This is a genomic window from Sporomusa sp. KB1 (assembly GCF_007830295.1).
Classification (GTDB): domain Bacteria; phylum Bacillota; class Negativicutes; order Sporomusales; family Sporomusaceae; genus Sporomusa.
The window spans coordinates 810,623-831,635 of record NZ_VLKC01000001.1 but is presented as its reverse complement, the minus strand read 5'-3'; the positions used below and the strand labels follow the sequence as shown (position 1 = coordinate 831,635).

Annotated in this window: 19 protein-coding genes; 13 read left to right on the top strand and 6 right to left on the bottom strand. The window is 44.0% G+C overall.

The annotated features are described in order from the left end of the window. Nucleotides 1–5 precede the first annotated feature (5 nt). Genes SALPA_RS33070 through SALPA_RS33050 form a run of 5 tightly spaced genes read right to left on the bottom strand, consistent with a single transcriptional unit; the run spans nucleotide 6 to nucleotide 5,155 of the window. Nucleotides 6–1,607: an ABC transporter substrate-binding protein gene (locus SALPA_RS33070; RefSeq protein WP_145088490.1), complete on the bottom strand. Its 1,602-nt coding sequence runs from the start codon at nucleotides 1,605–1,607 to the stop codon at nucleotides 6–8. Continuing rightward, nucleotides 1,604–2,383: an ABC transporter ATP-binding protein gene (locus tag SALPA_RS33065; RefSeq protein ID WP_145088488.1), complete on the bottom strand. Its 780-nt coding sequence runs from the start codon at nucleotides 2,381–2,383 to the stop codon at nucleotides 1,604–1,606. Before SALPA_RS33065 ends, SALPA_RS33070 begins: the two co-directional genes overlap by 4 nt. Then, nucleotides 2,376–3,317 carry an ABC transporter ATP-binding protein gene (locus SALPA_RS33060; RefSeq protein ID WP_145088486.1) on the bottom strand — a complete coding sequence of 314 codons (942 nt, stop codon included), beginning with the start codon at nucleotides 3,315–3,317 and terminating at the stop codon, nucleotides 2,376–2,378. The genes SALPA_RS33065 and SALPA_RS33060 overlap by 8 nt, the downstream gene beginning before the upstream one ends. Then, entirely contained in the window at nucleotides 3,307–4,161 is an 855-nt protein-coding gene (locus tag SALPA_RS33055) for an ABC transporter permease (RefSeq protein WP_186450833.1), read from the bottom strand. Before SALPA_RS33055 ends, SALPA_RS33060 begins: the two co-directional genes overlap by 11 nt. Before the next feature lie 19 nt (nucleotides 4,162–4,180). Next, nucleotides 4,181–5,155, bottom strand: a complete 975-nt coding sequence (locus SALPA_RS33050) for an ABC transporter permease (protein ID WP_145088481.1) — start codon at nucleotides 5,153–5,155, stop codon at nucleotides 4,181–4,183. Between the two features lie 418 nt (nucleotides 5,156–5,573). Here SALPA_RS33050 and SALPA_RS33045 point away from each other — a divergent pair, with 418 nt between their 5' ends. From SALPA_RS33045 to SALPA_RS33000, 10 genes are all read left to right on the top strand, one after another. After that, entirely contained in the window at nucleotides 5,574–6,320 is a 747-nt protein-coding gene (locus SALPA_RS33045) for a class I SAM-dependent methyltransferase (protein ID WP_145088479.1), read from the top strand. A 188-nt stretch (nucleotides 6,321–6,508) separates the two neighbouring features. Then, complete coding sequence (locus tag SALPA_RS33040; protein WP_145088477.1) at nucleotides 6,509–7,201, top strand: bifunctional 2-polyprenyl-6-hydroxyphenol methylase/3-demethylubiquinol 3-O-methyltransferase UbiG; 693 nt, start codon at nucleotides 6,509–6,511, stop codon at nucleotides 7,199–7,201. Between the two features lie 313 nt (nucleotides 7,202–7,514). Further along, the gene (locus SALPA_RS33035) at nucleotides 7,515–8,384 is read left to right on the top strand and encodes a DMT family transporter (protein WP_145088475.1); all 870 of its coding nucleotides are present in this window, start codon (nucleotides 7,515–7,517) and stop codon (nucleotides 8,382–8,384) included. 373 nt (nucleotides 8,385–8,757) lie between these two features. Continuing rightward, complete coding sequence (gene nikB, locus SALPA_RS33030; RefSeq protein WP_145088473.1) at nucleotides 8,758–9,693, top strand: nickel ABC transporter permease; 936 nt, start codon at nucleotides 8,758–8,760, stop codon at nucleotides 9,691–9,693. A 34-nt stretch (nucleotides 9,694–9,727) separates the two neighbouring features. Further along, complete coding sequence (locus SALPA_RS33025; RefSeq protein ID WP_222427788.1) at nucleotides 9,728–10,597, top strand: ABC transporter permease; 870 nt, start codon at nucleotides 9,728–9,730, stop codon at nucleotides 10,595–10,597. Next, a complete protein-coding gene (locus SALPA_RS33020; RefSeq protein WP_145088469.1) occupies nucleotides 10,590–11,378 on the top strand; it encodes an ABC transporter ATP-binding protein in 789 nt (262 codons plus the stop codon). Before SALPA_RS33025 ends, SALPA_RS33020 begins: the two co-directional genes overlap by 8 nt. A gap of 8 nt (nucleotides 11,379–11,386) precedes the next feature. Further along, nucleotides 11,387–12,343, top strand: coding sequence for an ABC transporter ATP-binding protein (locus SALPA_RS33015; protein ID WP_222427787.1), 957 nt, complete (start codon nucleotides 11,387–11,389; stop codon nucleotides 12,341–12,343). Between the two features lie 21 nt (nucleotides 12,344–12,364). Further along, nucleotides 12,365–13,984, top strand: coding sequence for an ABC transporter substrate-binding protein (locus tag SALPA_RS33010; protein ID WP_145088465.1), 1,620 nt, complete (start codon nucleotides 12,365–12,367; stop codon nucleotides 13,982–13,984). 78 nt (nucleotides 13,985–14,062) lie between these two features. Beyond that, the gene (locus tag SALPA_RS33005) at nucleotides 14,063–14,806 is read left to right on the top strand and encodes a class I SAM-dependent methyltransferase (protein ID WP_145088463.1); all 744 of its coding nucleotides are present in this window, start codon (nucleotides 14,063–14,065) and stop codon (nucleotides 14,804–14,806) included. Nucleotides 14,807–14,872: 66 nt separating this feature from the next. Further along, a complete protein-coding gene (locus tag SALPA_RS33000; RefSeq protein ID WP_145088461.1) occupies nucleotides 14,873–16,210 on the top strand; it encodes an S-layer homology domain-containing protein in 1,338 nt (445 codons plus the stop codon). Nucleotides 16,211–16,280: 70 nt separating this feature from the next. Here the strand turns inward: SALPA_RS33000 and SALPA_RS32995 are convergent, their stop codons facing one another. Beyond that, nucleotides 16,281–17,174 carry a LysR family transcriptional regulator gene (locus tag SALPA_RS32995; protein ID WP_145088459.1) on the bottom strand — a complete coding sequence of 298 codons (894 nt, stop codon included), beginning with the start codon at nucleotides 17,172–17,174 and terminating at the stop codon, nucleotides 16,281–16,283. 628 nt (nucleotides 17,175–17,802) lie between these two features. Here SALPA_RS32995 and SALPA_RS32990 point away from each other — a divergent pair. Genes SALPA_RS32990 through SALPA_RS32980 form a run of 3 tightly spaced genes read left to right on the top strand, consistent with a single transcriptional unit; the run spans nucleotide 17,803 to nucleotide 20,786 of the window. Continuing rightward, entirely contained in the window at nucleotides 17,803–18,957 is a 1,155-nt protein-coding gene (locus SALPA_RS32990; protein WP_145088457.1) for an ABC transporter substrate-binding protein, read from the top strand. A 15-nt stretch (nucleotides 18,958–18,972) separates the two neighbouring features. Further along, complete coding sequence (locus tag SALPA_RS32985) at nucleotides 18,973–20,019, top strand: iron ABC transporter permease (RefSeq protein ID WP_145088455.1); 1,047 nt, start codon at nucleotides 18,973–18,975, stop codon at nucleotides 20,017–20,019. Then, the gene (locus SALPA_RS32980) at nucleotides 20,019–20,786 is read left to right on the top strand and encodes an ABC transporter ATP-binding protein (protein ID WP_145088453.1); all 768 of its coding nucleotides are present in this window, start codon (nucleotides 20,019–20,021) and stop codon (nucleotides 20,784–20,786) included. Before SALPA_RS32985 ends, SALPA_RS32980 begins: the two co-directional genes overlap by 1 nt. Nucleotides 20,787–21,013: the final 227 nt, after the last annotated feature.

Below are 21,013 nucleotides of genomic sequence, written 5' to 3'. Positions count from 1 at the left end.
TCTCATTATGGTACAGCCTTTTGCAGGCTGTACCATGTTTCTTCATTAAGAATTCCGTACATGGGACTTACCTTCCAGCCTGTCAAAGCAGCGTTATGCGGCTGGATGAAACTATCCCAATAGAGGGGGATGGCGGGGAGGTTTTCTGCATAATATTGCTGCAAACCAGCACTGTGTTTTTTGTACAGCTCAGGGTCAAGGGTGCTATTCATATTGTCTACAAGGTCTTTAAATTTGGCGTCGCTCACCATGGCCCAGCCAATATTGCGGGCATCCATATAGCCTGTACCCATTCCGGCCCACATCATCATGCCCCAGGGAGTGGTACGGGATAAAAGGCTGATATGGGATTTATCCTTGTCGCAGATTGTCCGGTAGAGTGTGGCATCCACTGTTTTCAGGGTAAGCTTAACGCCAATGTTGGCAAAATATTTCTGTAGAAGCTCGGCCAGCCTGATGTTTTCCGGGATGTCGTTTCTAAGGAGCAGTTCAAAGGTAAGTGGTTGGCCATCCTTTTCCCTGACATCGCTTTCGGCAAGGCGATAGCCTGCTTGGTCCAACAATAGCCTGGCTTTGTCTGGACTAAATTCCAGCGGGCGGGTCTCAATAAATCCGGGTGTGCCATGGGGCGCAAAACCAGCAGTGGGTACAACGCCATTATTGGCGGCAAACAAACGGACAAGCTCGTTATAATCAATGGCATAGGATAACGCGGTGCGAACCTGGGGGTCATTGACGAAGGGCTTAGTGACATTGAATATCAGCGCTTTGCCGACACCGAGATTTGGAATATTCATAAGTTTTATCCGGGAGTTCTTAGCCAGATTAGTGGCATAGATGGGGTCGGTTCCTGCCGAATAGGTATACGGCAAATCCACCTCACCATTTTGTAAAGCCATGTAAAGTGCATCCGAATTTTTAAACAGCCGCACCTTTATTTCAGGAATTGGCGGTGTACCGCGATAGTAGGTATTGTTGGCCTTGAAAGTGACAATACCGGCATGAGTGTCTAACTTTTCAAATTTATAGGGCCCACAGCCAATGGCTGCTTTAGGGTCATTGTATGAAGCTGGGTTGTCCACTGAAGTAAAAATATGCTGCGGTAGGGTTCTAAGTACGAGTAAATTGACAAGAAAACGGGGATTGGGCTTGGTAAGCGTGATAATGACTGTCGTATCATCAGGGGTCGCAATTGATTGTACCAAGGCAAAGTGACTTTTATATTCGATACTGTGTTTGATGTTGTATTCGATAGTAAATTTCACATCAGCGGCTGTGACCTTGGTACCGTCATGCCAAGTGACGCCGTCCTGCAGAAGAAATGTCCAGGTTTGGCCGTCAGTGGTACTCCAGGACTTAGCCAAGTCACCGGCGAAATTACCGTTCTCATCCAGCTTGACAAGTCCCTTGTGGGTGAAGATGGCGCGCAGTATCCCAAAGTAGTAGTCCTCAATATTGATGCCTTCCATCTTCATGGTTGTGCCAATTGTCAGGGAAGGGATTGTCTGAGAAGTGTCGGCAGCGGCTTGCTTATTATTGCCGCAGCCTGTGAGCAGGTAGGTGAAAATCAGGATTACTAAGAGTCCGAGAGTAGTAAAACGCCTCATTGAATTCCTCCATTGCTTTGGTTTAGCATTGCCTGGCGCAAGGAAAATAGATTGCCTGACTGGGTAAGAAGCTCTGAAGGGCGGCCAGATGCAGCAACTTTACCGTTCACCATGCTGATCATGTGGTCAGCACAGGCTTTGATAACGTCAGGGTCATGGGAAATTAAGATCAGGCTGAGGCCTGTTTGCTGCTGAATGGTTTTGAGCAGGGTGAGGATTTGGGCTTGTACAGATATATCCAGCATGGCAGTAGGCTCATCGGCGATGAGCACCTCAGGTTCAAGTCCTAACGCTCTGGCGATAACGATGCGCTGCGCCTGCCCACCGGAAATTTGCCAGGGATATTTTGGCAGCACGTCTGGCGACAGCTGTGTGATATGTAAAAGATTGTCCAGTTTGCTCAAGGCTTGGCTGCGGGATTGGATTAACTTATGGACATAAAGTGGTTCAAGCAGGGCGTCGGCGATTGTCTGCCGGGGATCAAGGGCCAGGCCGGGGTGTTGGCAAACCAGCTGCAGCTTGCGGTGAAAGTGTCTTAGCTCGGCAGCAGGTAAGCTGCTTAGAACCGTTCCCTGGTACACAATCTGGCCAGCCGTAGGCCGGATGAGGCCGGCAATCAGTCGAGCCACTGTTGATTTACCGCTGCCGCTTGTCCCCATAATTCCCAGGGTTTTTCCCGGCGGCACCTGAAAGGAGACATTTTGTACAGCATAGGTAGTTTTCCTTTTTAGTAAGCCTTGGGTAAAATGTTTGGTTAGCTGGATAACTTCAAGCATGCCAGCACCTCACAGCAGAGGTTGCTCCGCGTTTTTTAAGGGCGGGGTGTTTGGCTAGGCAAAGTTGGCTTTGAGCAGCGTTTAACTTGCCATGAAGAGCGCAGCGGTCGGAAAAACGGCAGCCAGCAGCCAGTTTGGTCATATTGGCTGGCAAACCGGGAATGGGAATAAGACCTTGTGATGGGTGGGCGGCTAATAACTGGCAGGTATAGGGATGCAACGGGTTTGTTACTAGTGCTTCAGCCTGGCCTGTTTCTACAATCTTACCGGCGTACATAACGATGATTGACTGGCAAGTGGCGGCAACCCCAATATCGTGAGTAATCAGGAGCAAGGCACTGTTTTCAAATACTTTGTGCAGGAGTAGAACATTTTGATTACGGGTGTCAAGGTCAAGTCCTTTCGTTGGTTCATCAGCAATAACCAGTTTGGGTGTGCCAGCCATAGCGGCTGCCAGTAACACCCGCTGCGCCATACCGCCAGACAGCTGATGGGGATAGGAATGATAGACTGTCTGGGGCTGGTCAAGTCCGGCAGCATGAAAAAGTTCAAGTGTGTTATGATAAAGGGCAAGCTTGCTCAAGGCAGGCCTGACTCTTACCAGGGCTTCGCTCACCTGGAAGCCTGCTGTTAGTACCGGATTGAGACTACCCAGTGGATTTTGCGGAATGAGGGATAACTCGTTACCGCGAATAGTTTTTAATAGTTGTTCAGATAGCGGTGTGTTTTCCCAAGTGATAATTCCACGCGATTGGGCATTATCTGGTAAAATACCGGCGACAGCCATCGCCAATACTGACTTGCCACAGCCTGTTTCACCGATAATGGCTGTTTTCGCTTTTTCTTCAAGAGCAAGACTGACTTCATTTACCGCTTGCAGGACTGATGAACCAACCGTAAAAGTGACGCGTAAATGGTCAATGCTAAGCAACATGGGCTGAATCCTCCGTCAATGTCTGCAGCTTGTTGTCTCTGGATAGTTGCTCCAGATAAAAGCCGAGTAGTGTAAAGCCCAGTGTGGCAGCTGCAATACACAGGCCAGGCGGCAGATACCAGTGCCAAAGATTATTGACAAAACCGCCGCGATGGAAGGAATAATAGAGGATAGTACCCCAACTTATGGTCAAAGGGTCGCCAAGTCCGAGAAAACTAAGTGCCGACTCACTCAGCATAGCGTATGCCACAGAGAGAATAAACTTGGCGGCAATGACCTCAACCACGTTGGGTACAATATGTTTTAGGATTATTTGATGTTCCGGGATGCCCAGTCCCTGTAAGGCTTCCACAAAAGGCAGATCTCTAAGCTGCAGCACCCGGGACTTAACTACTCTGGCTGTTGAACACCAGCCTAATAGACCAATAATTGCAATGATATTTCCCAGGCTTGGCCCCAGATAAGCAGCTAAGGCAATCATGAGCGGCAGCATAGGAATAAGCAGGACAATATCAATGAAACTGTTTAGGAAGTAAGCTAGATAACCCCGGCGGCAGTAACCTGCCAGAATACCGATAGCTGCGCCTAATCCGGCAGAGGCAATCGCAGCTGTGAGCCCGACAAGCAAGGAGATACGGCTGGCAAGGATTAGTTGGGTTAAAATATCATGGCCGATATCATCACAGCCCAAAGGATGGGTTGCTGAGGGTAGGGCAAAAGGCGTAAACCGCTCAGATGGTGAATAAGGTGCTACTATTGGGGCCAGTAGCGCGACAAGTATCAGTATCAATAACAAAAACAGGCCACAGTACGCCGGCGTAGACAGGTGTCGGTATGAGGGCATAGAAAAAGCCTCCGTGATATTAGTGTGAACGAGAAATGCGCGGGTCAGCAATACCATAAGCTAAGTCAGCCAGTGTGTTGGACAAAACCACGAATACAGTGAGAATCAAAAAACAGCCTTGCAACAGTGGATAATCACGATAAATGGCAGCCTCGTAAATAACTGTGCCCATACCGCTGATGGAAAATACAATCTCAACTACTAAGGCCCCTGATACAATAAAACCGATGTTCAAGGCAATTAGACTTAGCAATGGCAGACAAGCGTTGCGCAGTAGATGCACAGCCAGTATGCGCCAGGTGGATAGTCCTTTGGCTGTGGCGTAAGTAATATAGTCTTCATACCGCTCTTTAGCAACACTGTTGCGCAGGACCAGGAACTTGGACGAGGTGGCTGACACTGTCAGGGCCAGTACCGGCAATACTAAATGCCACGCGGTATCCAAGAGGTAAGTGAAGGTTGAATTGCTGTTGCCTGAAACCAGACCGCCAAGTGGAAAGAGCCGCAGTTCAAAGGCGAATACCTTGAGCAGCAGCATGGCAATAAGAAATTGTGGTAGTGAATACATGAAAAGTGAACTGCAGGTTATGGCACTGTCAACTCTGGAGCCGGCTTTCCAACCGGCGATTGTACCGAGAATAATCGCCAATAACGACGAAAGCACTACCACGGGAATGAGCAAGGCCAGTGTCCACCCTAAGTGCTGTTTAATTGCTTGTGTGACAGGCTGGCGGTAATGATAAGAGTAGCCAAGTTCACCCTGGGCTAAGTCTTGCCAGTATGCCAGATATTGTTCAGAGAGAGGTTTGTCCAAACCATATTTGCTTCTTAGTTCAGTAAAATCGGACCCGGTTATAACCGCCGCATCCTGCCCCAGCAGTGTGACTGCTGGGTCGCCAGGCATTAGCCGGGGTAGAAAGAAATTGATAGTTAAAATAATAAACAGAGCAATAAGGAAACGAACCGCTTTTTGAAAAAGTAAATTGTTAACCATTGCACCACCATAAATAAAAAAGGTATGAAAGCATAAGGGAAATACCCCTAGGCTTCATACCTCGATTTTAGAATCTTCATGATTCTTATATTTGTATTAATCATACACGTTTTTGTAAAACTATGTCAACATATATACTCAATAAAATAGTAAAATATTTCACAATAATGTATTGTACTGTTGATCATAATAAGCTATAATTTTAGCACATACTGACTTGAAGGTCGGTGAGCTAGCTAGTAGATTTAGTATCTAAATCTCAATAAGTAAGACATATCCACGAAGGGTATTTGGACGTTACAGTCCGATCCTTTGTGGTTTTTGTTTTTCAGGGGGAGATATATATCACCAGTACTAAGTTGTTGAGTAATATAGCGAAGGTATAGTTAAAATTTGTTTTATAAAGGAGATAATCGGTATGCTGGAACAACGTATTGAAACTTACTGGAATGGACGTGCTGATAGCTATAGTGATCTTATAAAACGGGAAATGGTCTGCCAGAAAAAACAGGCATGGGAGTCGTTACTGCGTAAGTACGCGGGTGAGCAAGAAAATCTTACGGTGTTAGATGTGGGGACCGGGCCGGGATTTTTCGCCATTTTGCTGGCTGGAATGAACTATTCGGTTACAGCCATTGACAAATGTGAAGAAATGTTGAAAGAAGCGCGGCAAAATGCTGTGTCAGCCGGAAAGAACATACGATTTTTGAAGGCTGATGCCCATGATGTTGACTTGCCCAAGGAAAGTTTGGATTTAATTGTGTCTAGAAACGTAACTTGGTTACTGCCAAACCCCATGGAAGTCTATCAAGAATGGCACAGGCTGTTAAAACCAACAGGAAAAGCACTGGTTTTTGATGCAAATTGGCATTTAGGTCTGAGTGACCCGGCTCTTCAGGGCGAATGTGACAAGTATCTGCAAATGGCAATAGAAAAAGGTTACAAACAAAATATTTCACCTATGCAGCGAAAAGAAAATGAGGCTATTGCCCGTAAGTTGCCATTGACCTATGAAAAACGACCGTTGTGGGATGAGCAAGCTTTTCGTAATTGCGGTTTTCGACAGGTTGAGGTTCAAGACAATATCAGTTCCATGGTTCATGATGAAATAGAGCAATTGTTATATAAGCCTACGCCTATGTTTGCCATTTGTGCCTCAAAATAACTGGTTGAGAGGTAGTAGAAGCAATTGCAAATTGCTTCTACTACCTCTTGCATTTCACTTGGACTTAGGCATATCCTACTGATACAGTTGAGCAATCCCCTCGTTGTCGTAAGATTGCTTCACTGTCGCTTGCAAAGATGAATAGATATTTTTCAGGCAATATTTCTGCAAAATGGGAGGAAAAGACTATGCTACAAAAAGATAAGCTGTATGATGTATGGTGGCAAAACCGTACAGAAGGCGAGCAACAAATGGAGGATCGTCATAAAAGAGGTTGGCGGGAGGTTATCCATTTAATCCAGGAACAGGATCTATCCGATATGGCGGTACTTGACTTCGGCTGTAACCAAGGTGGTTTTTTGCGGTATCTATATCAGGCTAAGCCGTTTAAAGAAGGCATGGGTATTGATTTGGCGCAAGAGTCAATTACTGTTGCTAATGCTCGTAAAGGCGGCCTACCGCTTACCTATGTGGCAACAACTACGCCAGAACAGTTTGCCAATCGGTTTGACCTGGCTATCAGCCAGGCTGTCATTTATTTGATTAAAGACCTGAAAACTCATGCCTGGAAGGTAAAGCAGATGCTAAAACCAGGCGGGGTGTATTATGCAACCTATACTGACCTGACTAATAATGACAGTTTGCAGCATTTCACCGACTGGATCAACAAAAATAGTCTGGTTGAGTCTAACCCCCATACTTTGGATTTCATCACAAAAACATTTGCTGAGGAAGGCTTTCAGGTAGAAATCCAGCGCCGCCGTCCCCAGGGATTTATTGGCGTGGACTCTAAGGACGAAGGTTTCTTGTGCATTGCTGACAGGATGAAATCGGTCTATGAACAAGCCTACATATTTCGGTTCGTTTTAATAGAAAAATAAGAAATTGAACCAGGGCATGAAATCGCATGTCATTTATGACTGAATACGGGAGGATACAATGAACCAATGGACGATTTGCGGGCACAGCGTGTGTATATATCGGGATAGTTGCTGTTTTTGGTGTTTTACTAGCGGCGTTTTTCCCGATGCTGATGAGCCCGCTGGTAGGTAAGATTCTGCTAGAGTATTGGCGCTCTTATCTTATGCCAGACTCAACGCTCAGTGCATCGACGCCATGCAGAGGCTGTCAACGTTAATTCACAGGTAGCAACCGGGTGATTCGAGCTTTTACTAAATTGATTGGAGTTTAACAATGCCAACAGATATGATCTTTGCTTTATTATCGCCTTTGACATTTAGTGTGATGAATGCTCTGGTGAAAGCTACTGCCCTATCTATTCCGTCATCGGAAATTGCGTTTTTCCGGAGCATTATCGGGACAATCGTGATTTACAGTCTGATGCGCTATCGTAATATCTGCTTTTCCCGTCAGGGGATATCTGCTCTGACATTGCGCGGAATTTTGGGTGCTTTATATATGCTTGTTTACTTTTACGCTATTTCCCGGCTCCCACTCATGGACGTTAGTGTACTGGTCAATTTAGCGCCGGTATTTGTATTGATCCTTTCGGCAGTTGTTCTTAAGGAACAACTGCCGCCACGTGCTGTTTATATTCTGCCGCTGTTTTTTACCGGCGCTGTGCTGACAGTAAAGCCGTTTCAGTTTTCCAGCTATTCTGTGGATGCCTTGTATGGCGTATTCTGCGCTTTGCTGGGCGCTGGGGTATCGATTACCATCCGGCATTTAAGTAAAAGCCATCATACCTTTGAAATCATTTTTTACTTTATGGCGGCTACCACACTGCTGTCTGTGCCGCTTATGTGGCAAGACTTTGTTGTTCCCAACCTGGCCGAATGGCTATACCTGATTAGTATTGGTCTGGTTTCCTTGGCAGCGCAGGTATTCATGACCAAGGCTTTCACTCACGGCAATGTGGTGATGGTGAATGTAGTCGGTTACAGCGGAATTGTATATAATGCCCTGTGGGGCTTCCTGTTTTGGCGGGAAGTTCCGGACATGCTTACAGTAACGGGCGGTATGCTGATTATTGGCGGCTGCATCGCCTTATCGTGGAAAAAGACTGTGAAAGGCAGTATAAAACTGCCAAACACGAGCACATAGTCAGTCCTTTATCGTATGTGTTGATAAATAATTGATCAGTAGAACGTCGATGGTGTATTAAACATATCAATAGCAGTTATCGATATGTTTCATTTTACAAATATAAACTTTTTTATTTATACTGGTATCAGTTGGTTTTCTACAATAAATTCTACAAGAAAGTAGAAATATGACATTATATGAAATAATGTCTCGTTTACTCAGTAGATGTCATAAAATAATCATATTGTTATGAAACGACAGGCCATGAAGGTCCAAACAAGATGCATATATTATATGCATCTTGTTTGGACCTTCTTTTTTTATGATTCGACATAAAAAAGTTATGACGGAAGGTAAGAGCGGGCGCTGTTGCAGGAAAGGTTGAAAAGGTATGAAAAAGTTCACATTTATTTTTAAAAGGCTGTTGCAAATAATTCCTCTGCTAATTATTGTAACTATTTTAGCCTTTGCGTTAAGCAATATGTCATCTGGTGATGTGGCAGAGATAACCTTGCGCAGTCAGGGCTTGGAAGTTACTAAAAAAAATATTGACGCTGTGCGGGAAGAGTTGGGGCTAAATGCACCGCTGCTTACCCAGTATGTAAATTGGCTGATGAAAGCAGTTCATTTTGATTTTGGAATATCTTTTCAAACAAACAAGCCTGTTGCCGACGAAATATTGTCAAGATACCCCGCAACCTTTATGCTGGCTGTGGCAGCAATGTTTATTTCCATTTTGCTGGCTATACCGATAGCCCTTATTTCAGCGCGATACAAGGATTCGCTGCTTGACCACTTTTTCAGAATTGTGTCTACTGCCGGTGCAACCATGCCGGATTTCTGGCTTGGTCTAATGCTGTTATATATATTTGCCGTTCAGTTGAAACTTGTTCCGGTTATTTCCGGCAGCAAACTGCAAAATATACTGTTGCCTGCCGTAACCCTCAGCGTACATTTCGCAGCTATTTATATAAGAATTTTAAGAAATAATCTCATTGAAATAAATAGTTACGACTATGTGCGAGCGGCAAGAGCAAGAGGTCTTAGCAAAAATGCCGCTTTGCTGAAGCATGGCCTGAAAAATGCAGTGCTTCCCTGTATAACCCTTATCGGCGTAGACTTTGGCAAACTTTTAGCAGGTCAATTTGCTTGTGAAACCATTTTTTCCTGGAACGGAATAGGGAAATTTGCCGTTGACAGTATTAATCTGAAAGATTTACCTGTTATACAGGGCTATATAATCATTGTTGCTGTAACTTATATAATCATAAATCTTTTACTTGATATTTTATACCTCTATATCGACCCTAGAATAAGAATGGAATAACCAGCTTTATGGTTAGAAAGGAATGGTCATACTCTTGAAAAATAGCCTACTGGTTAAATTAAAAAAACAAAAATTGGCCATGCTGGGATTCATCATTATAAGCGTTTTTGTTTTGGCAGGTATTTTTGCCCCTGTTCTGTCTCCCCATGATCCCTATTCGGTTGATCTTAACCAGAAATTGCTCAAGCCATGCACCGAATTCCCGCTGGGAACCGATCATCTCGGCCGCTGTGTATTGTCACGACTGATCTATGGCATTAGGACAAGCCTCTCTACCGCAATTTTGGCTACAGTCCTGATGCTGATGATTGGTGTTCCTCTCGGCATTATGGCAGGCTATCTGGGCGGATGGCTTGATAATGCCATCATGCGTCTGGCCGATATTGCGTCAACCTTTCCGTCAAGCTTGCTTGCTTTAGCGGTTGTAGGTGTGCTGGGACCGAGTATTGTTAATATCATGATTGTTTTTATTGTACTTTGGTGGGCGCCTTTTGCCAGAATTGTACGAAGTATGGTTATAAAGCTTAAGGAAAAAGAGTTTGTAATGGCGGCTATTGCTGCAGGCAGCAGTCGGACATCCGTAATTTTAAGGCACATCACCCTGAATGTTATTTCTCCGGTCATTGTACTGGCAACGCTTAGAATTGCTGCGGTTATTATGCACGTTGCCGGATTTTCCTTTATTGGGCTTGGCTCACAGCCGCCCATTGCCGATTGGGGTGTTATGTTGAGTGACAGCAGACAGTATTTAACCTCACAGCCATTAATGCTGCTTTGGCCTGGACTGGCTATTATGCTTGTTGTGTTTGCCTTCAATGTATTTGGTGAAGGACTGAATGATGTTCTTAGCCCTACTTCAGGCTATAGAGCGGCAGTCAAGGAGGGTGACGAGCAACATGGCTGAGCAGCCGGTTTTATCCATAAAGAACCTTAAAACCTATTTCTACTTGGAAGGACAGGTAATAAAAGCCGTAGATGGGGTCAGTCTTGATGTGTACAAAGGCAGAATAACCGCCATTGTCGGCGGCTCCGGCAGCGGCAAGTCGGTTATGTCATTATCCATCCTTAATTTGATTGATGATCCGGGAAAAATTATTGACGGAGAAATATGGCTTAACGGGGTTAACCTCAGGGATTTGCAGGAAAAACAGCTTATGAAAATTAGAGGCAAGGAAATATCAATGATCTTTCAGGAGCCGACCAGTTCCATGAATCCTGTTTTTAAGGTGAAAAGTCATTTTTTCGAAGTAATTCGTACCCACAGCAAACAAGCGATAAGCAATAAAGATGCCGTAAGCCTGTTCAAGGATGTACTTGCCCGCGTTGGTTTGAAAAATGCCGATCAAATCCTGGAAAGCTACTCTTTTGAGCTAAGCGGCGGTATGTGCCAAAGAGTGATGGTAGCGATGGGACTGCTGGCTCAATCCCAGGTCTTAATCGCTGATGAGCCAACCTCATCACTGGATTTAACAACACAAGCTGCCATACTTGAAGAACTGCTGCACTTAAAAAATAGAGGTATGGCTATCGTGTTAATAACCCATGATTTAGGGGTTGTTGCCCAAATGGCAGATGATGTTTATGTGTTGAAGGACGGCAAGATAGTAGACAGCGGCACCGTATACGACGTGTTCGAATCGCCAAAGCATGAGTATACAAAAGCTCTGCTTGCTGCAATTTTTTAATTGTGAAAATGGGTGAAAGTGTGAATTTATTTGAAATAACAAACCTTTATAAATGCTATAACAACAAAGCAAAGCCCCGGGTATACGCTGTATATAATACGAATTTAACCATTAAAAAAGGTGAAATCCTGGGGCTGGTCGGCGAGTCGGGCTGCGGTAAAAGCACTTTAGGGAAAATGCTGTTAAAGCTGGAGCAGCCCAGTAGGGGAAGAATCATATTTAATCAGCAGGATATAACAGACTATTCCTTTAATCAAATGCGCAAGATCAGAAACAGCATGCAAATGATTTTTCAAGGCAGCGCCAATGCCTTTAATCCGTATTTTACGGTCGAACAAATCATCAGTGAACCCCTCAATAATTACAGCCAGGAATCAACTGAGAAAAAAAGAGAAAAAATCATTGCCATGTTGGAGAAAGTCGGGCTTGACCAAACCTATCTGACCAGATACGGCCACGAAATGTCCGGAGGTCAAAGGCAAAGGGTAGGTATCGCCAGAGCGTTGATCCTGAATCCGGAATTTGTCGTATGCGACGAGGCCGTTTCCAGCATCGACTATGCTATGAAAAATCAGATTTTAACCTTGCTAACCGATCTGAAACAGCAGTTTGCTCTTACCTATTTGTTTATTTCCCATGACATAGCCGCAGTCAACAAGATATGTGACAGGGTTGTTGTCATGTATCTTGGCAATATCGTGGAAATCATTTCCAATATCAATGGCGATGTACAGCACCCCTACACAAAGGCGTTGCTGGCGGCAACCCTTATTCCTGATCCCCAAAAAAGGGAGAAAAAAATGGTGCTGTATAAAGATGAAGAAGAATTAAAAATACCTGAGAGAGGATGTGTTTTCCAGAATCGTTGTCTTTATACGCAAGAAGTTTGCAAAGCTGAGCAGCCATCCTTAGTGCCAAAGACTGGCGAACATTATATAGCCTGTCATTTTTACTATAATCACTAATTTTTTGTTAGGAGAGAAGAAATGAAAAAAAACTATTTCACAACCATTATTGCATTGTTGCTATGTACCTGCCTGATCCTTACCGGCTGCGGCAAAAGCAGTTCCCCAGAAGCAAATAAGTCAAAAGGTGCCAAAGAAATCGTCGTGGCCATCTATCGTGACGGTGCCTTGAGTGAATTGGATGCTGCCAGCTATAATGGGCCGCACTTTTTATATAAAATGCTTTATGAGGGCTTTGTCGAAGATGGCGGCGAGGGAAAAATTCTGCCGCAGCTTGCTACCAGTTGGGACATTTCTCCGGACGGAAAAACCTATACCTTTAAGCTGCGGCAAGGAGTGAAATTTTCTGATGGCACTGACTTTAATGCGGCGGCAATTATCTTCAACCTGAAAAGATGGGTGAACAATGACCGTCATGCCATCCTAAGCGCGGCCAATGTGGAGAGCATGGAAGCACTGGATGATTATACCGTTAAAATTGTATTTAAGAGCGGTGCCTATCCGATTTTGACTGAGTTAACATACCCACGGCCTGTACGCTTTTTAAGCCCTGCCTCCATCGCCAAAATGGAAGGCAATGATAAAGGCAAATTTGTCAAACCTGTTGGCACAGGTCCCTGGATGGTCGAATCCTATACCAAAGATCAGGAATTTACCCTTGTGCCCAACCCCTATTACTGGGGAGAAAAACCTAAAGTGGATAAGATAACCTTTAAGGTAATAACTGATGCGCAAGCGAGATCGTTAGCGCTGCAAAGCGGCGAGATTGATATTCTCGGCGGCGATCTTATCGGCAAAATCCCGATGGAGAGTCTTATAGAGCTGAAAAAGACAGGCAAATTTGACATATACACCAAAGGATCCATGTGTTCGCATTTTATTGCTTTCAATCAAAAGGTAGAAGCCTTTCAAGATAAAAATGTCCGTTTGGCCATGAACTATGCTATTAACAAGCCCAGCATTGCAGCAAACCTGTTTGACAACATTGGGGCAGGCGCTAATGGTTTGTATCAACCCGGCATTCCTTATACTACCAATGAAAACAATTATGGATTTGCCAATGACAAAGAAAAGGCCAAACAATTGCTGGAAGCTGCCGGGTATACTGATACAGATGGTGATGGCATTCGCGAGAAAAGCGGGAAAAAGCTGGAGTTTAACTTTGTATTATCAACAGGAGAATTTCCTGAATGGAAGCAAATGGCGGAGTTTGTGCAAGCTGAATTTTCAGCTGTTGGCATAAAAGTAAATCTTAAGATTTTGGATAAAAACGGCTATGAAGATGCAACCATGAATACCAAGGCGTTTGATATAGCGCTGATGAGAACCTCTTCAGACTCTTGGGTACCGCACGGTTCATCGCTTGAGATGTTCTCCATTCTTGCTACAAGCAAAGCGGCAAAAGTATGGTATGACGAAGAGCTATATAACAATATTGTAAAAACCTTATGTACTCTTGACAAAACAGAAAGGCAAAAAAATTACGATACGGTATTCAAATTTATCAGTGAAGAAGCGCTGACTATTCCTATCTACTATCCAATTACTTCCTTCGCTGTTAATACAAATAAAATAAAAGGATTTGAAATTGGCGTTAATAACTATGCACCAATCGAATGGCAGAAGCTTGACGTAAAATAATAATCACATAAAATACAGATGCGTTATCGTATTGGCTGCGTATCTATATTTTAAAAAACGATGCAGAGGTGGATATAAGTGAATCAAGAAGAAAAATTGCTTAAAAACTGGACAGACAGTTCCAATAACTATAGCAATATAATCCAAGAAGAGTTAAACTGCTTTAAAAAACAGGCATGGACGGATATTATCCTTGAAAACGCTGGGAAAAGCACAAAGATGAAGATTCTTGACGTAGGCACCGGACCAGGTTTTTTCGCAATCATCATGTCCCAGGCAGGACATGATGTGACGGCCATTGATTGCACCGAGGCAATGCTTGCGGAAGCAAAGGCCAATGCCAAAAATGCCGGTATAACTGCCGACTTTAGAGTCTCTGACGGACAAAAGCTGGAATTTGACAACGAGAGCTTTGACCTTATTATTAGCCGGAACGTAGCATGGACTTTAATTGATGCCAGGCAAGCATATAGCGAATGGCAACGGGTTTTGAAGCCGGACGGTAAGATCGTAATCTTTGATGCGAATTGGAACATAGGATTATTTAATGAAGAATATATGAAAAAATACCAGGCGGACGAACAAGAATACGTGAGGTTATTTGGAGAAGAGCCGCCGCAGTTTACTGCGGAAATGATTGATTACAGAAAAAGTATGCCGATGTGCCAGCGGATCAGACCACAATGGGATATTGGCACACTTATAGAACTTGGTTATAAAAAGATCTATTGCGAAACTGATATCGGCGACCGGGTTTATGACGATAAGAAAAAGATACTATACCGCTCGACGCCAATGTTTATGCTGGTTGTCGAAAAATAGTGTGATCACTGGTACTGCTTTGAGTTCGTAGATGATATCTAACAACAGAAGCTGAGGGAGAAACAAGTGAAAAAACAAATAAGAAAACAAATAATTGCAGGTCTTTCTTTAATGTTGCTGACAGGTCTTGGCGGGGTGTCGGCGGAAGGGAATCCTTATGCCGATGTTCCCCCCAATCATTGGGCTTACGCAGAAATTGACGCCTTGGTGCAGGACAAGCTGATTGTGGGCTATGATGCGTCTGTATATGACAAGAACAAAATCGCGACCCGCTTTGAAATGGCCCGGTTTTTAGCCAATGCTCTAAGTAAATATGAACGGGCCGACACACAGCAAAAGGCCAAGATTAACCGGCTGGCGCAGAAATTTGCCGTAGAACTCAATACGCTTGGCGTCCGGACGGTGCAAACGGCACAATACTTCCCGCAAGAGCCGGCGGCTCAGCCGGCAAAACAAACCGGAGCCAAGAAAACGTCGGTTATGATTGACGGCGAGACCTTAATTGAAGCCATGGATGTGGACAGTGTGGAACATGCCGGCAGCAGTGCCTATAATTGGCGGCAGCGGCTGCATATCAATGCTGACTTCAATGACCGGGTGAGCTATAAATCGCGTATTCAGGCCAACGGCAAATTCGGCAGCGGCAGCAGTGCCAGCGGCGGTGCAACCAACGAGATGCGTTTTACCCGCAGTTTTGTCCAAGTGAAAGATTTTTTTGGCATTGACCAGTTTCAGGCTGGCCGGCTGCCGTTGGCTGTTGGGCGCTATTTTACCATGGCATTGCAGGGAGATGCTGACGGCTTTGCACTTAAACATCAGTTTGGCAAGGCCAGGCTGGATGGCTATTGGGTGATCCCGGAAAATAATACCAATGTAAGAGGGGTAAATTTGAATTTTGCGCCGGAGAAATCCTTTGAATATAATATAAGCTATATTTCTGCCGATGCCAGTGCCAAAGCCGGTGTTCCGGCAGCCAACTATGTAGAAGCAGGTCTTTCCAGGGAAATGAAAAAGGGGATCACCGGCGTATTCGATTATACAAAATCCGATGCTCCGGGATCACCGGATGCATGGGCTGCACAAATATCGTACAACTGGGTAAGTGGCAAACGGCAAACAGGATTTTATTCATACGAGGGTCTTGTAAACAACCGTATACCACACGATCAGGCTTTAGCCATAATCTACCGGGATATTGAGAAAAACGCCTTACCGGGAAATTATGGAAATTTTAGCGGCTTTGGAACAGTCAAGACAAACGGACATAAAGGCTTTATGCTTGGTTACCAAAATATGGTAATAGGTGGTGTGCGGTTGTCCCTGCAGTATCAAAATCTGGAGGATAAAACAAGCGGTGATCATGACCATCGCTATTACGGCGCTTTTGATATGTATTTTAATTAAAGGGCCTATTGGCATAGCAGTAGGAAACGGTTTCTCGAACATCATTTTGCCGGTAAAAAGAGAGTAGCAGCTAAATAGGTACTGCTGTCAGATCATACTTACTCATCATATCAAGCCAGTCACGAACAGGCTGCCGGGCAAGACGCTTGGGATGGGTCACTGCATACGTCTGCCAGCGGGGCGGCAAAGGTGAGCCGGTAAGGGGGACTTCGACGACTGAGTTTCTGGCCAGGGCTTTTTGCACAGTAGAACGGGTCAAAATGGCTGCCCCGGCACCTTCCTCAACAAGAGAAACGATAAAAGACGGATTGCCGATATTGGCATGAAACCAGCGTGTGCCCGGAAATAATTGGGCAATCCAATCGCTGAAACTTCCTCCCCAGTCATGAAACAGCAAGTTGATTTTTTCCAGATCCTTAACCGGAATTTCTGTCCGGTCCGCAAGCGGGTCATCAGGTGGACAAATAAAAACAAAATCTTCTTCATTACATAAAAATGTTGCAAAACGGCGAATTCTTGGTAATTGATAAACGATCGCAATGTCGATGATACCATCTACCAAAGACTGCAAAATATCAGTTGAATGACCGGCAACAGCTTTTACCGAGATACGGGGAAAGCTGCGCAGATATTCGCGGTAAACCGGGAATAAGAGGTTTGGCAAAATGGAATATACATTGCCGATGACTAAACTGTCATCGAATAGGGTGGCTGAATTTAATTTGGCTTTGCCGTTTTCTAATTCTTCCAATATATGCTGGGCATAGGGAAGAAACATGAGACCGCTCTGTGTCAGGTCCACACGCTGATTATCTCTTATAAATAGCTTTTGTCCCAGTGTCTTCTCCAACTCAGCAATACGGGCACTGACTGTTGATTGGACAATATTTTGTATTTCCGCCGTTTTTGAGAAGCTCTTGGTTTGTGATAAAATTTGCATCGTTTTTAAAACTTCAATATCCATAGTTGACCTCCTTATATAATCATAAGCACGCCATGTTATTATACAAAAAATATTTACAGCTTTCTGTGAAAATGGTAACATTTAATATAATAATAGCGAATTTAAGAAAATTTGCAAATATGACAGAAGTTATGTTATTGTTTAGACCTATAATAACAGCACATTAGACGAAAATGTGGTATGAAGCCATTCAGTGTAGAAGAATGGCTTCATACTTTTTTGTTGTGCAAAATGTTGTTAGTGAGCTATAGGGAAAAAACTGGTACTGATGAGAAAAAGTACTTAGCTTTGATGGTTTCCCTGGAAGGAACTTGCTTGGACACGGGTGAGACTATCCGAAGGTAACATATGAATTGAGCGTTTTGGGTGTATGTAAGAAAAATGATTAGTTTCCGAATAACTTGGTAATTTATGAATAGTTTTACAAGAATGTATTGCATTGTTGTTTATAATAAGCTATAATTTCAGCAAATGCTGACTTGAAGGTCAGCGAGCTAGCTAGTAGGACAGATCTAAAGCTGAATAAGTAAGACATATCCACGAAGGGTATTTGGACGATTAGAAGTCCTATCCTTTGTGGTTTTTTATTTTCTCAGAGGGTACTACAAAATAATGGGGGATAGTTACAATGAATTGGAAATCGTCATTAAAACAACTATGCTTAGTAGTTTTAGTATTTTTGGTTGCTATTACCGCACTAATAGGCTGCTCACAGCAAACAGCAGTGAAAAAAGATGAACAAATACAGGTTACCGACCTTGCCGGGCGGGAGGTAAAAATCAAAGCGCCGGTCAATAAGGTAGTGCTGCAGTGGAGCGGCAGCGGTGGCGGCTTTATTACCATGCTGGCGCTAGAGGGGAAAAATGTACAGCAAAAGATTGCTGGCTGGGATAATGGATTAAAGATCAACCGCTTCGATATGTGGGAAAAGTATTCTGAAGCCATGCCGGAATTGGAAAAAATTCCTGATATAGGGAATCTCGATCAGGATAGCTTTAATGTTGAAAAGGTTATTGCCTTAAAGCCGGATGTACTTATTTTACCGCTAAGTATGCAGAAACAAGCCCAGGATATTATAAAAAAACTGGAAGCAGCGGGAATACCTACTGTATTTGTTGATTATCACCTGGAAAGTATCGAAAATCATACGAAAAGCATTCAATTGCTGGGGAAAATTTTTGGACAAGAGCAGCGGGCACAAGAACTGGCCGCCTATCACCAGGAGCAGGTCAATAAGATCTACTCACGGTTGCAAGCCATTAATAAGCCTAAGCCTAAAGTCTATGTGGAGTGCGGTTCAGAAGGTCCGGCTACATATGGTAATAGTTATGGAAACTATATGTGGGGGGCTTTAGTGGAAAAATGCGGCGGTAATAATATAACCAAGGATAAAATTGAAAAATATGCTCCAATAAATCCTGAGTTTTTACTTAAGGCTAATCCTGATATTATCATTATCACAGGTTCATATTGGCCGAAAAAAACGGAATCCATGCGTATGGGCTTCATGGCCGACCAAGCAGAATCGCAGAAATTACTTCAGTCTTTTACCAAACGGACAGGCTGGGCAGAACTCAGCGCAGTGAAGAATAAGCAAGTGTTTTCCATCCATCATGCTATTTCCCGTGAGGTCTATGATTCAGTGGTTATTCAATATCTAGCGAAAAAGTTTTATCCCGAAGAGTTTAAGGATGTAGACCCGCTGCAAAGCTTCCAGGAATTCCACAAGAAGTTTTTACCGGTTGAACTAAGCGGTGTCTGGATGATGGATTTGCAAAATTAGGCGAGGAGAATGGGTATGGAACTAGTAAAAGAACAAGTAATATATCATGGTATTACTGCAAAAAAGTATTTATATTTGCTTCTATTCGCTGCGGTATGCACGGTGAGCTTGCTTGTTGATATTTTGGTGGGGCCAGCGTGGTTAGCTGTACCAGATGTAATTAATGCAGTTTTGGGGACAGGTTTGGTTGAGCCGACAACAGCGGTTATTGTCTGGACCTTGCGGCTGCCGACAGCCTTGATGGCCCTGGTTGTCGGCGCAACCCTGGGTATTGCCGGTGCCGAGATGCAGACCATTCTGGATAATCCACTGGCCAGCCCCTATACCCTGGGGATATCGGCAGGGGCCGGTTTTGGTGCGGCATTGGCCATTGTTGTGGGGGCAGGTAAGCTACCAATTCCTGAAGATTATCTTATCCCGTTCAATGCTTTTGTTTTTGCGCTGTTAAGCTGTCTGTTGATTTACTTCATCGGCAGGGTCAGAACGATTACCGCTGAAACCATGGTACTGGCTGGAATTGGCCTGCTGTTTCTCTTTCATGCCTTATTGGCCTTGCTGCAATATACGGCTTCCGCTGAAGCACTTCAGGCCATAGTATTTTGGCTCTTCGGCAGCTTAATGAAGGCAACCTGGGCCAAAGTGGGAGTAGTTGCGACAGTCCTTGTCCTTGCCGTTCCTCTGCTTGTAAAAGACGCATGGAAGCTTACAGCCCTGAAGCTGGGCGATGAAAAGGCCAAAAGCCTGGGAATAAATGTCGAAAAGCTGCGGCTCAAGACATTTGTGCTTATTTCGTTGTTAACTGCTTCGGCAGTGTGTTTCGTAGGTACTATCGGGTTTATTGGTTTGGTCGGACCTCATATTGCCAGAATGCTGGTAGGCGAAGATCAACGGTTTTTTTTGCCTGTATCGGCTTTAGGCGGAGCCCTGCTGCTTTCGACTGCATCTATTGGCAGTAAGATGATTATTCCGGGCGCGATTTTCCCGATAGGAATTGTTACCTCGCTGATCGGCGTACCATTCTTCTTTTCTTTGCTATTGACGCAGAAAAGAGGGTACTGGTGATGCTGAAAATAAGTAATTTATCTTTTGACTATGGCTCACAGCCAATATTAAAAAACGTCAATCTTACCTTTGGGCCAGGAAAAATGACGGCTGTTATTGGCCCCAATGCAACAGGTAAGTCTACGTTGTTAAAATGTATCAGCGGCATTCTGCGGGGGCAGGGTGATATTCTGATGGATGGTAAGAACCTAAGTACTCTTAAGCTACAGGACATAGCAAAGCAGATCAGCTACCTCTCACAAGAAGGTTGTGGAAAAGCTGTTTTGAGTGTTTTCGAGGTTGTTCTTTTGGGAAGAGTACATTCACTGTCCCTGAAAGTCAGTGATGTCGAGGTAAATTATGTTTTGAAAATTCTCAGGCAACTAGGTATAGAAAAATTAGCTGCCAGGAATATTTGCGAGCTGAGTGGCGGTCAAAAGCAGCTGGTGTTTATCGCACAGGCGTTAGTGCGCGAACCTAGCATTTTACTCTTGGATGAACCGACAAATTGTTTGGATTTGCACCGGGAACTGGAAATGCTGGAGTTAATCAAAAAACTGACAATAACCAGGAAGCTGATAACTGTTGTTACATTGCATCAGCTGGATATGGCAGCCCGCTATGCCGATGAAATCGTTGTCTTATTTGACGGCGAGGTGTATGCAGCCGGACAGCCTGCAGCAGTACTGACCACGGAAATGCTCCGGACGGTGTACCAGGTGAATGCTGCCATTCACCTGGCCAGTGATGGCGTTCCCCATGTTATGGCAATGAGTTCGATAAAATAAAACAGGATAGTATTATCAATTCGACAATAATCCAAAGCATAAACAATTATTTTGATAAAAAAGATAAAAATACATAAATTAATAAAATTCTAGCAACATTGGTATTGTAAACTAATAAATAGTACGTTATACTATGAACAAATGCAGCAATGAATGCTGTAAGTGAATTTTACATTATGAAAATTAAAAACTGTTATTTGTTGGTTTGAAACCACGGTTAGCACAGC